This is a genomic window from Arthrobacter bambusae (assembly GCF_030812595.1).
GTDB lineage: Bacteria > Actinomycetota > Actinomycetes > Actinomycetales > Micrococcaceae > Arthrobacter > Arthrobacter bambusae_B.
Window position 1 is genome coordinate 87098 of sequence record NZ_JAUSSZ010000002.1, and the last position, 16056, is coordinate 103153.

Consider the following 16056-nt stretch of genomic DNA (forward strand, 5'->3'; position numbering starts at 1 on the left):
GGCGCGGGCAATCGACTTGGGATGGCGCAACCGCGTTCTTCCGCCACGATGAAAGCAGCCAAGCGGAGCCGAGTCTGCGCTCCACTATCTTCCAGCAAACTCGCAGCTTCTGTCCGGTTCCCGCCCTTTATTCCGGCTCTATCCTGAGGGGATGGAGCAGAGTACGGAGTCCGGGAGCGGCGATCGAGCCGCCGCGCGGGAAAATCGCGAGCCGCGGTTCAGGGTCAGCCGGCGCGGGTTCCTTAGCGGGGCGGGGATGGCTGGAGCGGGATTGCTAGCCGGACTCGGCATTGCCAGGTCAGGCGTGATGCCTGGCGGAACCGCCCCGGTCAGTGCGGCCACCCCGACGCCGGTAGCGTCACCCTCTGCGTCGGCGGCCGGCACGGCTTCCGCGCCTGCGATCCGCAGCTTCGTCTCGACGGCTTTGACCGCTGCACGCGTCGCCAGCTGGGCTACCGGCCCCACCGGCGCGGGCCTGCTCTTCGTGGGGCCGATGGGCCATGGCTCGAACGGGCTGATCATGGACAACCACGGGGAACCGATATGGATGGAACCGACCGGTTCCGGTGTGACCGACCTTCGGGTACAAGCCTTCGAAGGCCAAGCGGTACTGACCTATTGGACTGGAATCGGAACCGGCGGACACGGTGCAGGCAAGGGCGTCGTCAAAGACATCCACTACCGCACCGTGGCCGAGGTCAATACGGGCAACGGGCTGCAAGCAGACCTGCACGAGTTCACCATTACGCCCGCCGGGACGGCGTTAATGATCTCCTACCCAACAGTCCGGCACGACCTGACGTCGGTGGGCGGAGCTGCAGAGGGCTACATGTTTGATTGCCATGTCCAGGAAATCGACATCCGTTCCGGCAAGGTCCTCTTCGATTGGACGGCCTCGGATCATATCGACCTCACGGAGTCCTATCTGCGCCCGTCCGATAACCCCAAGGCCGACGGCTCCGATGCCACGAAAGCGTACGATCCTTTCCACCTCAATTCCGTGGACGAGAGCGGGGACGCCCTCCTCGTTTCGTCACGCCACACTCACACCGCATATTTGATTGGCCGTTCCGACGGCACGATCCGCTGGCGTTTGGGCGGGAAACGCAGCGATTTCTCGATGACTCCGGAAGCTGTCTTCGCTTGGCAGCATGACGTTCGACGCCGGCCCAACGGTCTCATCAGTATGTTCGACAACCATTACAACCAAGGCACCACCGGTACATCCCGGGGGCTGCTCCTCGCCGTCGACGAAAAGGCCCGCACCGCCGTCGTCAAGCAGGAGTTCAGCAGGGGCGGCCACCGCGGCGACGCCGAAGGGAACCTGCAGTTCCTTGATAACGGTCATGTCCTTGTGGGCTGGGGCGCGGATCCGGCCGCCACTGAATTCACTCCTGAGGGGCAAGCGGTGTTCGAAGCTACCGGACTGGGAGATGCCTCCTACCGCACCTACCGCTCGCCGTGGACAGGCCGGCCGGACACCGTCCCCGACCTGGCGGCGGTTCCGGGCAATGGATCCACGATGCAGCTCCATGCGAGCTGGAATGGCGCAACCGAGGTCGCCAGGTGGAGGTTCCTCACAGGAACCGGCCCCGGCTCCCTGTCCGAAGCAGTGACGGTCCCGCGCCGCGGTTTTGAAACGTCGACGGCGGTGGCCGCCGCGCCGAGGGCGGCCGTGGAGGCTTTGGACAAGTCCGGCAACGTTTTGGCGACGTCCACGGTCATCGCCACCGCCTGACTCCGGGCCGATCCGTCCCCACGGCGCTACGGCAAGATGTGTTCGCGGGCGGCCGCCTCCAGCGCGTCGGCTTCGGCTTTGGCCAGGCGGGCCTCGGCTTCCACGTCAATGCGCCGGGTCAAAAGCCAATACAGGCCAGCAGAGACCGGAAGCCCGATAAACAGCGAGATATCAGCGCCGTCAAGGGCATGGGCTATGGGCCCGACAAAGAGCTTGCCAGCGGAGAAGAACGGAATCATCAGCACAAAGCCCACGAGGTAGGAGATGATGCCGGGCCAGCCCCAGCGTCCGTAGATCCCGTCCGGCTTGAAGATCTCGGCAATGGCGTAGTGGCCCTTGCGGACGATGAAGTAGTCGGTCAGGTTCACCGCCGTCCACGGAATGAAGAAGTACAGCACCAGCAGCAGGAAGTCGTTGAAGTTGGCCAGGAAGTCGGCCGAGGCAAGGTTCGCCAGGACTACGGAAATGAGTGCGGTGATGGCGATCGTGATGATCCGGAGCCTCAATGTCGGCCGGATCTGCCGCACGCTGTCAATAGACGAAATCAGGGTCAGCGAACCGCCGTACATGTTCAAGGCAGTCACGGACAACAAACCCAGGGCGGCGACGAGCAAGGCGATGTCACCGAATCCGCTGAAGAGCTGGTCCGCGGTGGACTTGATCGAGCCGATGGTTTCGAAGTTCTCTCCTGCCGCAGCCCCGATATACGCGCCCAGGAACATCACCCAGATACCGCCGAGGGCGCTGCCCCAGAACGTCCACCTGAAAGTTCCCCGCCCGCTGGACGGCGGAAGGTAGCGGGAGTAGTCAGAGACGTAGATGGCCCAGGAGATCTGGTAGCCGGCCGCGACCCCCAGCTGGCCCAGGAACGGAACCAGATGGAAGTCGGCCAGGTTGTATTCGCCGGCGGGAATGGCCAGCTTCACTGCCGCAATGGTGAGGAGCGCCAGCATGATGATGGTCAGGTAGGTGAGGTAGCGCTCAAAGGCATGGATGAGGTCATAACCGAACAAGGCGATCACGACGGCAATAATGGTGACCACCCAGAACCAGAGGCTTTCGGACCCGACGTTGACCGATTTCTGGATGGCCTGGCCTGCCAGGATGGTGTTGAAGATGTTGAATCCCGCGTACTGGAGGTAGGCGAAGAGCCACACCAGCAAGGCGCCGATATAGCCGAATTGCGGCCGGGACTGGATCATTTGTGGCAGGCCGAGCTGGGGTCCCTGCGAGGAGTGCGCGGCCATGAACAGCGTGCCGACGAGCACGCCGATGGCGATCGCGAGCAGGGACCAGATCAGGTTTCCGCCGGTGGTGATGCTGATGAGTCCCACAGCCAGGGTGGCGATCTGGGCATTGCTGACGAACCACAAAGGCCCGATGTGTGAGACCTTCCCGTGCCGCTCGTTCAATGGAACGTAGTCGATCGACCGGACCTCCAGTCCGCGGCCCGAGCCTTTGTCCGTCGTAGTGCTCATGGCGTTTCTCCCTCGGAGCATCGGTGCATCTTGACATTGGTTTAGCACAGAGTCGGACGGCCCAGAAGAGGTTCCGGGATTCCTAGGGGAGCCGGTGGTGCCGCCACGTGGGGAACTGGTCCCGGGCTGCCTGGACGGCATCCGGTGAAATGTCCAGCGTCCCGGTGCCCGGCCCCGTGCCAAGGCCATGCACGACTGTTCCCAACGGGTCAATGAGCATGCTGTAGCCGATGGACACCGGCGGAGTCTGGGAGACCGCCGCCACGTACACCCCGTTCTCGATTGCCCGGGCCTTGGCCAAGGTGGCCCATTGCTCGGTCTTGGCAGTGCCGGGAACCCAGGAGGAGCAGACGAGGAGCACCTCGGCCCCGGAATCGGCCAGGACGCGCGCCAACTCGGGGAAGCGCAGGTCGTAGCAGGTCATCAACCCGAAGGTCATCCCGCCGCTGGAAAAGGTGACGGGCACGGGCTCAGGCGCGGCTTCGATGTAATCCGATTCGCGGAATCCTTGGCAGTCGAACAGGTGGATCTTCCGGTAGCTCGCGAGGCGGGAACCATCCGCGCCGATGGCCACCAAGGTGTTGAAGGCCCGCTCGCGCTCGCCGGATCCGCCCCGTTCTCCGGACCTTTCCAGGAGGCCGGCGACGACGGCGATCCCGTCTCGTGCCGCCGTCGCCTGGAGCCTGGTGGCCACCGGGCCGTCAAGGGGCTCGGCCATGTCCGCGAAGCTCCGGTCCACCCGGCTTTTCTCATACGTCGAGTACTCCGGGAACACAATGAGGTCGGAGCCCTCGCGGGCGGCCTTGGCAGAGTATTCCGCGATGAGGTCGAGGTTACGGTCGACGTCTGAGCCGGAATCGATCTGGGCTAGGGTGATGCGCACGAAGTCCTCATTTCGAATCCAGCTTCCTTAGGAGTTGGAGGACCGCGGGGTCCAAGTGCCGGGGTCGATGCGGCCTTGATAGACGGGCAGGTCGATGGCCGGTTCGCCGGGACGGAATTGGGACCAGGGACGATTGAGGTTTTCGGTCCCGTGCGTGCGGACATGCTCGACGGCGGAGAGGTCCAGTTCCGTGGCGAGAAGGGTGGGGGCGTCGTCGTCGGCCGCCGCTATGGTGTTCCCCTCGGGGTCGACGATCAGGCTGAGGCCTGTGCCGGTGGGGCCCGCGCAGTTGACGCTGACCATGAAGACCTGGTTCACGATCGCGTTTGCCTTGGCCAGGACGAGTTCTTGCTTGCGGTCCGGCGTCGTAGTCTTAACGACATTGAGGATGACTTCGGCGCCCATCCACGCCAGCTGGCGGGTCACCTCGGGGAACCAGGCGTCGTAGCAAATGTTCAGGCCCACCCTGCCGATCCCGTCCAGGTCAACGGTCGTGAATCGATCGCCAGGATCGTAGGGCTCAAAGGGGCGCCAAGGGAAGACCTTCCGGTAGTAGCCGGCAAGGTCGCCCTCCGGGGAAAGAACCAACTGCGTGTTGAACAATTGCCCCTCGGGGCCGCGTTCGCAGACGCTGCCCGGAACCAGCCAGATGCCCATATCCGCCGCGAGCTCTCGCAACTCCTTGACCCGCGGACCGTCCAGCGGTTCGGCAGAGTCCTGCAACACTTCAGTTCGCTGCTGATCCGGGTACGTGTCCCCAAAGAGGTGCAGCTCGGGGAAGACCACCAACTTGCTTTGCGGTTGGATCGCGACGGCGGCCGCGACCTCGGCTGCGAAGGCCTGGATCGGCTCGCCGATCAGTCGGGGTGCCGCTTGGGCAGCGATGAGGGGAAGGATGCGTTGCACTTGTTTCTCCACGTTGTTGTTGTGACTCGACTCATATTAGATCATAATGATCAAATAAAAGAAAGGTCGATTTTGCCCCGTAAAGTAGCGGATATGACCCGTCAGCTCGAGGAGACCACCGGCGACTCACCCATCGATGCCGCGCCCTTGCTCGGAATCGACCGCAGGAGCGCAATCGACGCCGTGCGGCTGCGGATCGGCATGGCCATCTCCTTGGGACTGCTTCAGCCGGGGGAGAGGTTGCCGGACCAGCAAGACGTCGCGTTGGGCCTCTCGGTCAGCCCGATCACAGCTCGCAGGGCCCTGGCAAGCCTGGCTGATCAGGGTGTTGTTGTCCGGCGTCGGGGACGCGGCGGCGGAACCTTTGTCGCTGATGAGCCGCCCCGCAACGTGCTCGAGCAGCTCGCTGCGTCGCCCGCCGAATCCCTTGCGGTGAACCGGCTGGTGGACCGTCGGCTGCTGTTCGAATGCGCGGTCACCCACTTCGCTGCTGTCAATGCCACGGAGGCGCAGCTTGATGAGCTGGAGCGGCTTACCCGTGAAATGGCCGGATCAAGCAATTGGTCCGAGTATCACCAAGCCGACGAGAGGTTCCATCGGATTGTAGCGGCGTCCTCCGGCTTGGGAGCTGCGGTCGAGGCCTACAACGAGGCATTGGCGGAACTCTATGCCTACTTCATCCCGTACCCGATCGAGTTTCTCCGCAAATCCAATCGGGACCACATCGCGCTGGTGAACGCCCTGCGGGCCGGCGACGATCGGACCGCGGTGGAAATTTCGCGGCGGCACGTGGATGTGTTGCATAAGACCATGTTCATGGGCCTATCGTCCGGGATATCGGACTAAACATAGGCCCCTTTCCGTGAGCACTGTCACTTTGCATGCTCTGATTGATTCTCAGTTGGGGACATCGGACTTCGGTTGTCAAAGTGAGGATCAGGCATGCAGGCCACAGGAAAAGCGGGAACGGGTGGACCGCGCGCAGAGCGTCGTTCCATCGACTTTGTCCCGGAAAATGAACGCCATGGTTCGCCTGGCCAGCAGTTCACGCTCTGGTTCGGGGCGAACATGCAGATTACGGCCATTGTCGACGGTGCCTTGGCGGTGCTGTTCGGCGCGGACGCGCTGTGGGCGATCCTCGGCCTCTTGGTCGGAAACCTTCTGGGTGGCGCTGTCATGGCGCTCCACGCGGCCCAAGGGCCGAAGCTCGGCTTGCCGCAGATGATTTCCAGCCGGGCGCAGTTCGGAATCTTCGGTGCCGTGATTCCCTTGGTGCTGGTTGTCGTGATGTACCTCGGCTTCGCGGCAACCGGTACTGTCCTCTCCGGACAGGCGGTCGGCCTCATCCTCCATACGGGCACACCGGCCGTGGGCATGATCGTCTTCGGGGTGCTGACCGTCATCGTGGCGACCCTGGGTTACAAGTACATCCACATGCTGGGCCGCATCGCGACCGTGGTGGGTATCCTCGGCTTCACTTACCTGGGGATCAGGTTGTTGACGAGCCAGGACGTCGGGGCGCTCTTGGGAGCCGGCGGTTTCGAGTTCCCCACCTTCCTGCTCGCTATTTCGCTCGGTGCCGGATGGCAGCTGACGTACGGTCCGTACGTGGCCGACTACTCCCGGTACCTGCCTTCGAACACCCCGACAAGCAAGACCTTCATGTCGGCGTACTTCGGCACGGTGATTGGTTCGCAGTGGTCCATGACCCTGGGCGCGCTCTTCGCTGCCCTCGCATTGCCGAAGGGCTCCCGGTTCCTTGACGGCCAAGTCGCTTTCCTCGGGAACCTGAGTGGCGGCGGACTGATCGCCGTTGTCATCTACCTGGTGATCGTGACCGGAAAACTGACCGTCAACACGCTGAACGCATATGGCGGCTACATGACCATGCTTACCTCGGTCACAGCGTTCACCCGCAAGTCTGCGGTAGCGTCCTGGACCCGGTTCGCCTACGTGATCGGCTTTATCGGACTCTCAGTACTCATCGCAGTCCTCGCGTCTCCCGACTTCATCGCCAACTTCAAGAACTTTGTCCTTCTCCTGCTGATGGTATTCATTCCGTGGAGCTCCATTAACCTGGTGGACTACTACCTGGTTTCCAAGGAAAAGGTAGACATCCCGGCCTTGTATGACCTGGACGGGCGCTACGGTCGCTGGAACAAGACTGCGCTGCTCAGCTACGCGATCGGGATCATCGTCCAGGTCCCGTTCCTTGCCCAGACCCTGTACACCGGACCGATGACGGACCTTCTTGGCGGTGCGGATATCTCCTGGCTCGTAGGCCTCGTGGTCACGGCAATCGTGTTCTACCCTCTGGCGAAGAGGAACTCCAACGCTCCGGCTGAGATGGTCTACCCGACGGAACCTGACTCAGAGGCGGCCGCACCGCTAGCCGGTTCAGTACGGAACAACGCAGCAGTCTAGCCTCTGCGACACCCGGATCAGGCTTGGGTGCCCAGCCTGCGGGAAATTTCCCGGGCGCACCTGGTCACTTCCGGAATCCACTCGCGGGCGACGTCCTCAATGCGGACCGCCCGTTCCTCGGCGGTCTCGCCGTCCTTGGCTCGGTGCCGGGTGCCCCCGCCAGGGAACGCCCGGTTCGACACCGTCAGGGTCACGCTGGCCACCGGGTATCGCTGCCTGTCCAGGACCGCGACGGCCACAGAGGAAAATCCCTCCGTGACCTCGTCTTGCTCCCAGGCGTATCCCAGCGACCGTGCCCGTGCCAAGAGATCCTGCAACGCAGGCAAGGATTGCGGGCCTTTGCTGTGGCGCTCCGCGAAGGCCTCCGGCCCCGGGAAAAGCGCAGCCACCTGGGCCGGGTCCATCTGGGCCATCATCGCCCTGCCGCTGGCCGTCAAGTGGGCCGGAAGCCGGACCCCGGTGTCGGTGACAAGGGGGCTCTGCCGCGGCGCCCGCTCCTCGATCACATAAACGACGTCGCGCCCGTGCATGACGGCAAGGTGGGCAGTCCGGCGCGTCCGTGCAACGAGCCGGGACAAGGGGAACCTGGCAATCCGCTGGATCGGAGCTTGCCGCGAATACCCTGTGCCCAACTCATGGGCGGTCACTCCCAGGGCATACTTGCGCTCCTCGGGAAGATGGACCAAAAAGCCGTCATCGATCAGGGACGTAATGAGCTGATATGTGGTGGACCGAGGCAAGCCGACGTCCCGCGCAATGATGGACGCGCTGACCGGGCCCGCTTGGCTGGCGACGTATCTGAGGACCGCCAATACCTGGGCCGCGGCCGGGGCCTTGGGCCGCACGGATTGACTGTACATTCTCCTAGAATACGCCCCGGATTGTCCGGTATCCCGGACGTTGTGAGACCGTCGAATGCCCTCCGCCCTAAGGCAGCCCCTCTAACCTGGCCCGGGCTGTATCGGCGGTCCGGCGTTCCTTTCCAGCTAGCCGGACTGCCAGTTTGCGGTTCCGTTCGGCCCTGGCAATTGCCCACTCCGTCTCGGCAAGTTCTTGCTGCAACCCGGCCAGCTTGTCCTTGGCAGCTTTGACCTCGACGGCGAGTCGCTCGCTCCGGCGCACTGCCTCCGACTTCTCACGCTCGGCCTGGGCAAGTTCCAGGTCAGCCTTGTCCGCATTGCGCTCTGCTTCCGCGAGTGCGGCTTGGGCCTTCTCTCGTTGGCGCTCCGAGTCGGCGCGTTCGCGCTTCGCCTCTGCCCGCCCGCGCCGCTGCCCGCCGTCGTCGGGCTCTTCTTTGCCGACCTCCACAACGGGAAGTGCGCCCGCGATCGCCACCGCGCCCGACAGATCGACTGGCTCCAATCCGTTCGTGGCGAGGGAACGGACCAACTGCCCGCTGCGCAGCGCCGTGGCAGCGGCGGGATCGGTCATGGCGGCCCTCAGCGTGGCCTCGATCTCCATCGCGGCGGCGCCACTGACCTTGACGCCCAAGCCTTCCGCCACTGCCCGGGCCTGCTCGACGGCGGCGCCCAGGACGCGCGGGCGCTGTTGGCCGAGCGTGCGCAGGCGGTCGTGATCCTGCTGCTCCTGAGCCCTCCCGAGTGACGCCCCAAGCTCCACGACGCCCGCGAATTCCTTGGTTCCATGGCGGACAAGCATGTTGACCGCCCATGCCGCCGTCGAAGGCTTGGGCAACCGGGCGATCTGTTTCGCCAGTTCGGGGTCCCCTGCGGATTTGGCTTCCTTGGCTCGCGCAGTGCGGGCTGCCGTGAAGGCCGAGGGAACCAGTGTGTAGAGTTCGACGGCGATCGCGGCCAGTTCCATCGTGGAAGCGGGTGCCGTCTTACTCGGCCAGGAACTCAGCGAGCGCGTCGGCCATGACCCCGGGTTCCCAGCCGTGGTTGGCGCCCGGAATGGTGGCTTTGCGGGCACTCGGGATGTTGGCCACGATGGAGTCTGCCGCTTTAGGCATGATCGGAATGGTTTGTTCGCCGACGATCGCGAGGGTGGGCTGGGTGATGCCGGACCATAGTTCTGCCCGTGGCGCGGACTGGGTCCAGGCGAGCGATTCGGCATCGGCGGAAAGGCTGGGGCCCAACTCGAGCATGATGGGCCAGGCCGGGCTGTTCTTGGCGCCGGCCAACCACTCCGGCGGCATGTCCTTCATGTAGTACTCAATGGTGGCGGCCTTGTCGCCGGATGCGATCCGCTCCTGGAGCCCGGCGAAGAATTCGGCGCCGCCGCTGCCGAGCTCATCGCTCAGGGGAGTCTCCCAGAGCGCGAGCTTCGTGACGGGGAGGCCTGCTGCCGCGGCGGCCAGGGAAATCGAGCCACCGGAAGAGCTCCCGAACAGCGCAGCTTGGCCGCCCGCGATATCGATGAGCGCGGCGAGGTCGTCGATGTTGTCCTGCAGGGTGAGTGACGTAGCTTCCGCGCTTTCTCCACGGCCGCGCCGGTCGTAGTTGACCACCGTGAACCCTTTGGTCGACAAGAGCTTGGCCATTTCCACCGTGTTGGCGTCGAAGCCCCTGAATTGCATCGCACCGCCGACCAGGATCACGGCAGGTCCCTCGCCGTATTGGTCATACCCGATGCGGGTACCGTCTTTCGAGATCGCAAATTCGGACATCCCAGATCCTTCGATGTGGCGGACAGTAGGTTCCTAAACTCTGGTGCCCAACCACTTATGGGGTCAAGGGGAAACGCGCTGGCCAGGAGTTCTTAAGAGCTTCTTAAACGCCGCGCGCGAAAGTGGAAGCAGGCCGCACAACGGCCGTCGCCCCCGAACCGGAGAGTCCCATGCCATCAGATGCCCAGCAGAACGCTTCCACGGAAGGCCGCACTTTCGCCGCCGTCCGTAACGATGTGCCGTTGCTTCCGCAGCCCAGGTTCTGGCTTCTGTGGGGGATTGCCCTCGCCGCCGTAGTCCTTGCCATCAGCTTCAGCGTGCAATCGGTAGCGGGCCTGACCACCAACGAGTTCGGTGTCGACCAGGAACTCAGCCGTCATCATGTGGGCGCGCTGACCACCGTGGCCATGGCTCTGAACTTCCTCTTCGCTCCCGTAGCGGGAGTCTGCCTTGTGCTTCTGATCGGCTTGTATCTTTTCCTGGTTCGCAAGTCCGTTATCCGGGCAGTCATGTTTGTGCTCTTCGCATGCTCAGGCTGGGTTGCCAGCGAGGCATTCAAACTCATCGTTGCCCGGCACCGGCCCAACCCTGCGCTTCTTTTCGACCCCTTGGCCCCCGAAACGGGTTCCAATAGCTTCCCCAGCGGCCACACTGCCTTCGCCGTTGCGCTCGCCTTCGCCTTGTACTTCCTGGTCCGGGGCACCCGGTGGGGCGTCATCACCGCTTGGGCCGGCGCGGTCCTGGCCGTGGTGGTGGCCTGGTCCCGCCTCTACATCGGAGTCCATTACCCCAGCGACGTCGTGGCTTCATTCCTGGCCACCAGCGCCGCAGTGATCGTCTTGGCCGGGCTCTGGAACCGTTACGCACCGCGAGTCATCGGGCGGCTACCGTTCGGCGTTGCCCCGGAAGCCTCCGCCTCTGAAGCTGCCGCTAGCCAAGCACACGGATCCTGAGGAGGACCCCATGCACGTACTTTCCGCCATACCCGCTTTCCTTGATCCCACCACCCTGCTTCAGGGCACGGGACCCGCGGCGCTGGGCGTAGTGGCGCTGATCGTCTTCATCGAATCCGGTCTTCTCTTCCCGTTCCTGCCCGGTGACTCTTTGCTGTTCACGACCGGCCTGCTGCACCAGCAACTTCAGCTCGAACTGCCGGTGCTGATCGGCGTCGTCTCAGCCGCTGCCATCGCCGGAGACCAGATCGGCTACATGCTCGGGCGCAAGTTCGGACGCCGCTGGTTCAAGGATGATGCCCGGGTCCTGAAGACGGCACACCTGGAGAAAGCCGAAGAGTTCTTCAAGCGCCGCGGAGGTCCCGCGATCGTCTTGGCCCGTTTCGTCCCCATTGTGCGGACATTTGCACCGTTGAGCGCAGGCATCGCCCGCTACAACTACAAGTCCTTCACGCTGTGGAACATCGCCGGTGCCGTCATTTGGGCAACGTCCGTGACACTCCTGGGCTCCTGGCTGGGACACTACGAGTTCGTGGCCAAGAACATCGACGCCATCGCAGTCATCATGGTTTTGATCTCCGTCCTGCCGTGGGGAGTCGAGTTCCTCAAAAAGCGGCGCAAGGTCAAGGTGGGCGCCGCGAACGGGCATGCCGAGGAGTAACCGGCGTTTCACGGAAGAATAGACAGCATGACAACAGCTGAGCGGCCGTCCCTCCTCCTGGTCGAAGACGACGCCGCACTGGGACCGCTCATCAGCGAGCTCCTGGAGCCGGACTTCGCCGTTCACTTGGCTGTCAATGGGAGCGACGGCCTCCACCTCGCCCTGACACGGAGTTGGGACGCGATGGTCATTGACCGGGGGCTGCCGGTCATGGACGGCATCGCCTTGATCAAGGCCGTTCGGGCCAAAGGGATTGCCACGCCGATCCTCATCCTGACCGCACTCGGTGCCACCGATGAGAAGATCCGGGGCCTCGACGCCGGGGCGAACGACTACATGAGCAAGCCGTTCGACGCCATGGAGCTCGCCGCCCGCTTGCGGGCCCTTACGAGGACGTACGCCCTGCCGCCTCAGACCCTGGGAATCGGAGATTGGGAGCTCGACGCCGGTGCCCGCTCCATGCGCTCCATGTACGGCTTGGTGGTCACCCTGACGGCGAAGGAAGCCGGGCTCCTGGAAATTTTGGCTGGCGAACCCGAACGTGTCTTCACCCGTGAAGACCTCATCAACGCGCTGTTCCACCCCACGGACCAGCCAGGCGTGATCGACACCTACGTCCACCACTTGCGCCGCAAGATTTCCAAAACGGTGATCCGGACGGTCCACGGCCTCGGATACCAGATCGGCGAGCCCCATGACTGAGAAAACGCCCATGACTGAGAAATCGCCCATGACTGAGAAGCCGGACCAGGCCACTCTCCGCAGAGCGTCCCTCAAGATCGCATTGCGGATCAGTGCGGCGTGCGCGGTTTTGGTTCTTTGCCTGCTGGCGGCCGCCGCGATCTACCTCTTCAACCAGGCACAGCATCCAACGCTGCCTGGACCAGGCGAGACCAACTCCGCCTACGCGTACCTGGACACCAAGGACCTCCTGAAGGCCATGATCGTTGCCGGCATTGCGGGAATCCTTCTTGCGGGAGCCATCGGCTGGCTCAGCGCTCGGAGTGCAATCAGGCCACTGGGAGAAGCATTGGCGTTGCAGCGGCGGTTCGTGCAGGACGCCAGCCACGAATTGCGCACACCTTTGGCCATCCTGGATGCACGTGTCCAGCTGGCACAACGCGATACCCCCGCAGACTCGAAAACCGGCGAGGCACTCGCCCGGATCCGCAATGACACTGCCACGCTCACGGGCATCGTCAACGAATTGCTTGTGGCAGCCACCGGTTCGCCCCCGGATGCCGCAGCAGTGCCAAGCGATCTCGCCAAGGTGGCTGGCGCCGTCGTCGAGAGCTTGCAACAGCTCGCGGCCGAGAAAAACGTCCGCATCACCCTGACGGAAAAGGACCGCCCCTTCGCGCTCATCGACGGCAACGGCTTCCGCCGCGCCCTCCTCGCCCTGGCCGACAACGCGCTGGCACACACCCCCGCCGGCGGCCAAGTGCAGATCACGACCGCGGTGCTCGGCAGCCGCGCGGTAGTCACCGTCTCGGATTCCGGGGCCGGAATCAGGGGAGTGGACCAGACCCGGATTTTCGACCGCTTCGTGCGGACCCACAGTCCGGAAGGCGCGCCGGGCCAACGCAGCTTCGGGATCGGCTTGGCGCTGGTCCGTGAAATCATCACCGGAGCCCGGGGCACTGTGGAGGTCGAGCGCAGCGGGCCGCGGGGAACGGTCATGAAGATCACGCTGCCACTTGCCCCGAAGGATGCGGGGCCGGGCTCGGCGTAGCTTTCTTAGACGGCCTGGAGTTCCGTGAGATGGGCGTATTTCAACGCCTTGGCTTGGTGCCTGAGCTTTCGTCGTCGACGCCCGGAATACGGTGCCACGGTATCGGGCGGGTGTGTGGCCGGTGGCTCGGCGACTGGCGGATTACTGCCGGGTAGGGGTGGGGCTGTGGAGCGGTAGGTGTGTCCGGTGGGGGTGCGGATTTCGAGGACATGCCGTGTCCCGTGCCGCGTTGTTGACCCGGTTTGCGCTGTCCAGCCGGGGAGTTCTTTGGTGTGGTTGCAGGCTTCGCACAGGCCTGCCCCGTTGTCCAGGCTGGTGGTGCCGCCTTGGTGCCAAGGGATGATGTGGTCGTAGTGCCTGATGGGCGCGTCGCAGTACGGGGTGCGGCAGGTATCGTCGCGGGCCTGGATGAAGCGCCGCATCCCGGGTGGGAAGAACCGCGCCCTTGAGTCCGCGGCGAGGAGTTCCCCGGTTCCGGGGGCGGTGAAGAGGCGCCGGAGCCAGATCGTGAAGGCCTGGTCTTCACCGGGCTCTGTCCGTCCGGGCCGGCCGGGTTCTGTCTGGCGGGGCTCGGGCTGGCCGGGGTCGGCGGGCCTGTTTCCGGCCAGGAGGTTCCTGGCCCAGCCTGCGGGGACGGTGCCGTACCCGGTAAGCCGGGCCGGTTCGCTGTCTGCCTGGATGAGGGTGCGGTCGGTCATGACGAGTTGGACCTCGACCCCGGTGATTCCTGCCGGGGTGCCGGTGATGCGTTCGACCAGGGCATCGGCCATGACCTGGCCCCGGGACCGGGAGTCCCCGGTGGTGGCGCGGAGGGTGTCGGCGTGCCGGGACAGGGCTGCGTGCACCGCCACCCCCTGGGCGACGGGAAGCAGGGCGGTCAGGTAGGTCATGGTGTCCGGTGCCGGGCGCAGGCTCACGCACCGCTCCGTCGCCGCACGGGCTGCCCGCTCCGCGACCGAGCGCGGGTCCCGCCGATAGGCCGCGGTCCTGGCCGCGGCGGTGATGGTTTTGTCCCCGGCGCCGTCGAAGGTTCCGGTGTCGGGGGCGAGTTCTTCATCCACCGCGCACCGGTCTTCGGCGGACAGGCAGGCTGTTTCCTTCACCAGCAGCGTCGCGCGCCACTCGTTGAACCGCCCCGCATCCAAGGCCGCGAGGGTGCGGGGCATCTCCGTCACCAGCGCCTTCGCGAGTCCGAGTAGCCTCGATCCGCGGGACGGGGATTCCCGCCGTGCCAAGGCGATCTGCGCCGCCACCCCGCGGCCGCGCTCTTCCGCCGGGACACCCAGATCAGCCTGGGCCCGGCGCTGGAGCGCATCGAATGCCACCGCGATCCTCGCCTGCGCAGCCGCGGCCGCGGACTTCAAATCCTCCAAGCCCCTCAACTGGTCGATCAGCTCGGCACCCGATTCAGCACCCGCGAGCTGACCCGTGCCGCCGTCTTCACCGCCGTCGATGGTTGGCCGGATCGCTTTCACGGCGGCAATGAGCTCTTGCACACGGACGGTCCGGATTCCTAGGCCAGGGCCGCTTGATGGCGCGCCTGTCCCGATCCGCTCGGTTGCCTGAATGCCGTCCATAAGGAAACTCTCTCAGGAGGCACTGACAAAATAAGCCCGAAGAACCCACACCCGCGAAAAAAACCGTAGGACTTTTATAGGGTCCTACAGGCAGCACGCGAGACGCGACATAGCAGGCAGTACATTGATCTGACCGATCCGTGGGCACTCCGCTGTTGGGTGGGCGAATTACAGGCGACAACAACCAGATTGTGGGAAAAATAGGGCTCGTTCAGTACCTCCGCCCCGACATCAACGATGTTCCGTGGTGGACCCCGAAGCCCGCTTCCCGACAAAGCAGCGGGCCACAGTTCTCAGTTTCGACTCACTGATGGGAGCGAGCGGCGGAGTGGTGGTGCAGCCGCTGCTCGGCCGGGCTGCCGATGTGTACCGCCTCGTTGGCGATCAGCGGTGTCATCGAGGTGGTCGCAGTGCCGTTCCTTTTGACGAGTCAGAGGCAGCGCTCATCGGCTGATCAGGTAATTAGCACAGCCGGGCCACGACGCAGGATCCCATCGGACAGCGGTTGGCAGCGCACGCCGCCCGGGCTGCCGCCCCGCGACTCCAACTCAGGGCCGGGCCCGGCATGGCTCTCCTAGGCGAGCTGCAGCCTGCACCGTTGCTCAGAACAGCGGCGTCACCGAACAAAACGGCATCGCTTGTGCGGGACAGTAACCCCCAAGGAATTCCAACCCAAGCCTTGCGGCGTTGGAAATCAGCGAACGCTCCGATGCCCGTTCCAACGAGGGCGATACCAGCAAGTATTGCCCACCATAGCGGCATACTTCCGGCAGCCGGTATGAATAGCAGGACGGCTACTAGCGTGAATAGAATCAGGGAAATAGAAATGCTGCGAGTATTTTTAGGAGTCAAAACACGCTTCCTTGATCGAGGCGATGCCAAGACTCTCTCCAGCAGGACCACAGTCGGCGGCAACGACAGCTTGCCACTTCCTGTCCCACCCGGAAGCGGCGTTCCAGGCGCGGAAGAGAATTTCGAAGGTCCTTGGCACGGTCACCTTTCAGCGAGAGGCAGGCGCTTCATAACCAAACTAGGCACACCAGACAAACTAGGGCAACGGTTATCAGTAAATAAG

Annotated in this window: 14 protein-coding genes and 1 pseudogene; 8 read left to right on the top strand and 7 right to left on the bottom strand. The window is 64.1% G+C overall.

From position 1 onward, the window contains the following. Window positions 1-151: 151 nt before the first annotated feature. Entirely contained in the window at window positions 152-1738 is a 1587-nt protein-coding gene (locus J2S96_RS03870; protein ID WP_306860089.1) for an arylsulfotransferase family protein, read from the top strand. 26 nt (window positions 1739-1764) lie between these two features. Here J2S96_RS03870 and J2S96_RS03875 read toward each other — a convergent pair whose 3' ends face one another. From J2S96_RS03875 to J2S96_RS03885, 3 genes are all read right to left on the bottom strand, one after another. Beyond that, entirely contained in the window at window positions 1765-3216 is a 1452-nt protein-coding gene (locus J2S96_RS03875) for a purine-cytosine permease family protein (RefSeq protein WP_306860091.1), read from the bottom strand. A gap of 82 nt (window positions 3217-3298) precedes the next feature. After that, window positions 3299-4099: a carbon-nitrogen hydrolase family protein gene (locus J2S96_RS03880; protein WP_306860093.1), complete on the bottom strand. Its 801-nt coding sequence runs from the start codon at window positions 4097-4099 to the stop codon at window positions 3299-3301. A 27-nt stretch (window positions 4100-4126) separates the two neighbouring features. Next, window positions 4127-5017 (bottom strand): carbon-nitrogen hydrolase family protein, encoded by an 891-nt coding sequence (locus tag J2S96_RS03885; RefSeq protein ID WP_306860095.1) that lies wholly within the window; start codon window positions 5015-5017, stop codon window positions 4127-4129. Between the two features lie 81 nt (window positions 5018-5098). Between J2S96_RS03885 and J2S96_RS03890 the strand changes: the two genes are divergently transcribed. Together J2S96_RS03890 and J2S96_RS03895 are read left to right on the top strand one after the other, a co-directional pair. Next, entirely contained in the window at window positions 5099-5851 is a 753-nt protein-coding gene (locus tag J2S96_RS03890) for a FadR/GntR family transcriptional regulator (RefSeq protein WP_306860098.1), read from the top strand. 96 nt (window positions 5852-5947) lie between these two features. Continuing rightward, window positions 5948-7429, top strand: coding sequence for a purine-cytosine permease family protein (locus J2S96_RS03895; protein WP_306860099.1), 1482 nt, complete (start codon window positions 5948-5950; stop codon window positions 7427-7429). A gap of 17 nt (window positions 7430-7446) precedes the next feature. Here J2S96_RS03895 and J2S96_RS03900 read toward each other — a convergent pair whose 3' ends face one another. From J2S96_RS03900 to J2S96_RS03910, 3 genes are all read right to left on the bottom strand, one after another. Beyond that, a complete protein-coding gene (locus J2S96_RS03900; RefSeq protein WP_306860101.1) occupies window positions 7447-8289 on the bottom strand; it encodes an IclR family transcriptional regulator in 843 nt (280 codons plus the stop codon). Window positions 8290-8356: 67 nt separating this feature from the next. Continuing rightward, window positions 8357-9253: a hypothetical protein gene (locus J2S96_RS03905; protein ID WP_306860103.1), complete on the bottom strand. Its 897-nt coding sequence runs from the start codon at window positions 9251-9253 to the stop codon at window positions 8357-8359. Between the two features lie 19 nt (window positions 9254-9272). Continuing rightward, window positions 9273-10058, bottom strand: a complete 786-nt coding sequence (locus tag J2S96_RS03910) for an alpha/beta fold hydrolase (RefSeq protein ID WP_306860105.1) — start codon at window positions 10056-10058, stop codon at window positions 9273-9275. A 170-nt stretch (window positions 10059-10228) separates the two neighbouring features. Here J2S96_RS03910 and J2S96_RS03915 point away from each other — a divergent pair, with 170 nt between their 5' ends. Genes J2S96_RS03915 through J2S96_RS03930 form a run of 4 tightly spaced genes read left to right on the top strand, consistent with a single transcriptional unit; the run spans window position 10229 to window position 13404 of the window. After that, complete coding sequence (locus J2S96_RS03915) at window positions 10229-11011, top strand: phosphatase PAP2 family protein (RefSeq protein ID WP_306860107.1); 783 nt, start codon at window positions 10229-10231, stop codon at window positions 11009-11011. Between the two features lie 10 nt (window positions 11012-11021). After that, window positions 11022-11672, top strand: coding sequence for a DedA family protein (locus J2S96_RS03920; protein WP_306860109.1), 651 nt, complete (start codon window positions 11022-11024; stop codon window positions 11670-11672). 27 nt (window positions 11673-11699) lie between these two features. Beyond that, window positions 11700-12374 carry a response regulator transcription factor gene (locus J2S96_RS03925; protein WP_306860110.1) on the top strand — a complete coding sequence of 225 codons (675 nt, stop codon included), beginning with the start codon at window positions 11700-11702 and terminating at the stop codon, window positions 12372-12374. A 10-nt stretch (window positions 12375-12384) separates the two neighbouring features. Then, window positions 12385-13404: a sensor histidine kinase gene (locus J2S96_RS03930; RefSeq protein WP_306860112.1), complete on the top strand. Its 1020-nt coding sequence runs from the start codon at window positions 12385-12387 to the stop codon at window positions 13402-13404. A 5-nt stretch (window positions 13405-13409) separates the two neighbouring features. On the opposite strand, the gene J2S96_RS03935 is transcribed toward J2S96_RS03930, so the two are convergent. Further along, window positions 13410-14981, bottom strand: coding sequence for an HNH endonuclease (locus tag J2S96_RS03935; RefSeq protein ID WP_306860114.1), 1572 nt, complete (start codon window positions 14979-14981; stop codon window positions 13410-13412). A gap of 268 nt (window positions 14982-15249) precedes the next feature. On the opposite strand from J2S96_RS03935, the pseudogene J2S96_RS03940 reads away from it, so the two are divergent. Then, window positions 15250-15439, top strand: a pseudogene (locus tag J2S96_RS03940) (MFS transporter); the annotation flags it as partial. Window positions 15440-16056 lie beyond the last annotated feature (617 nt).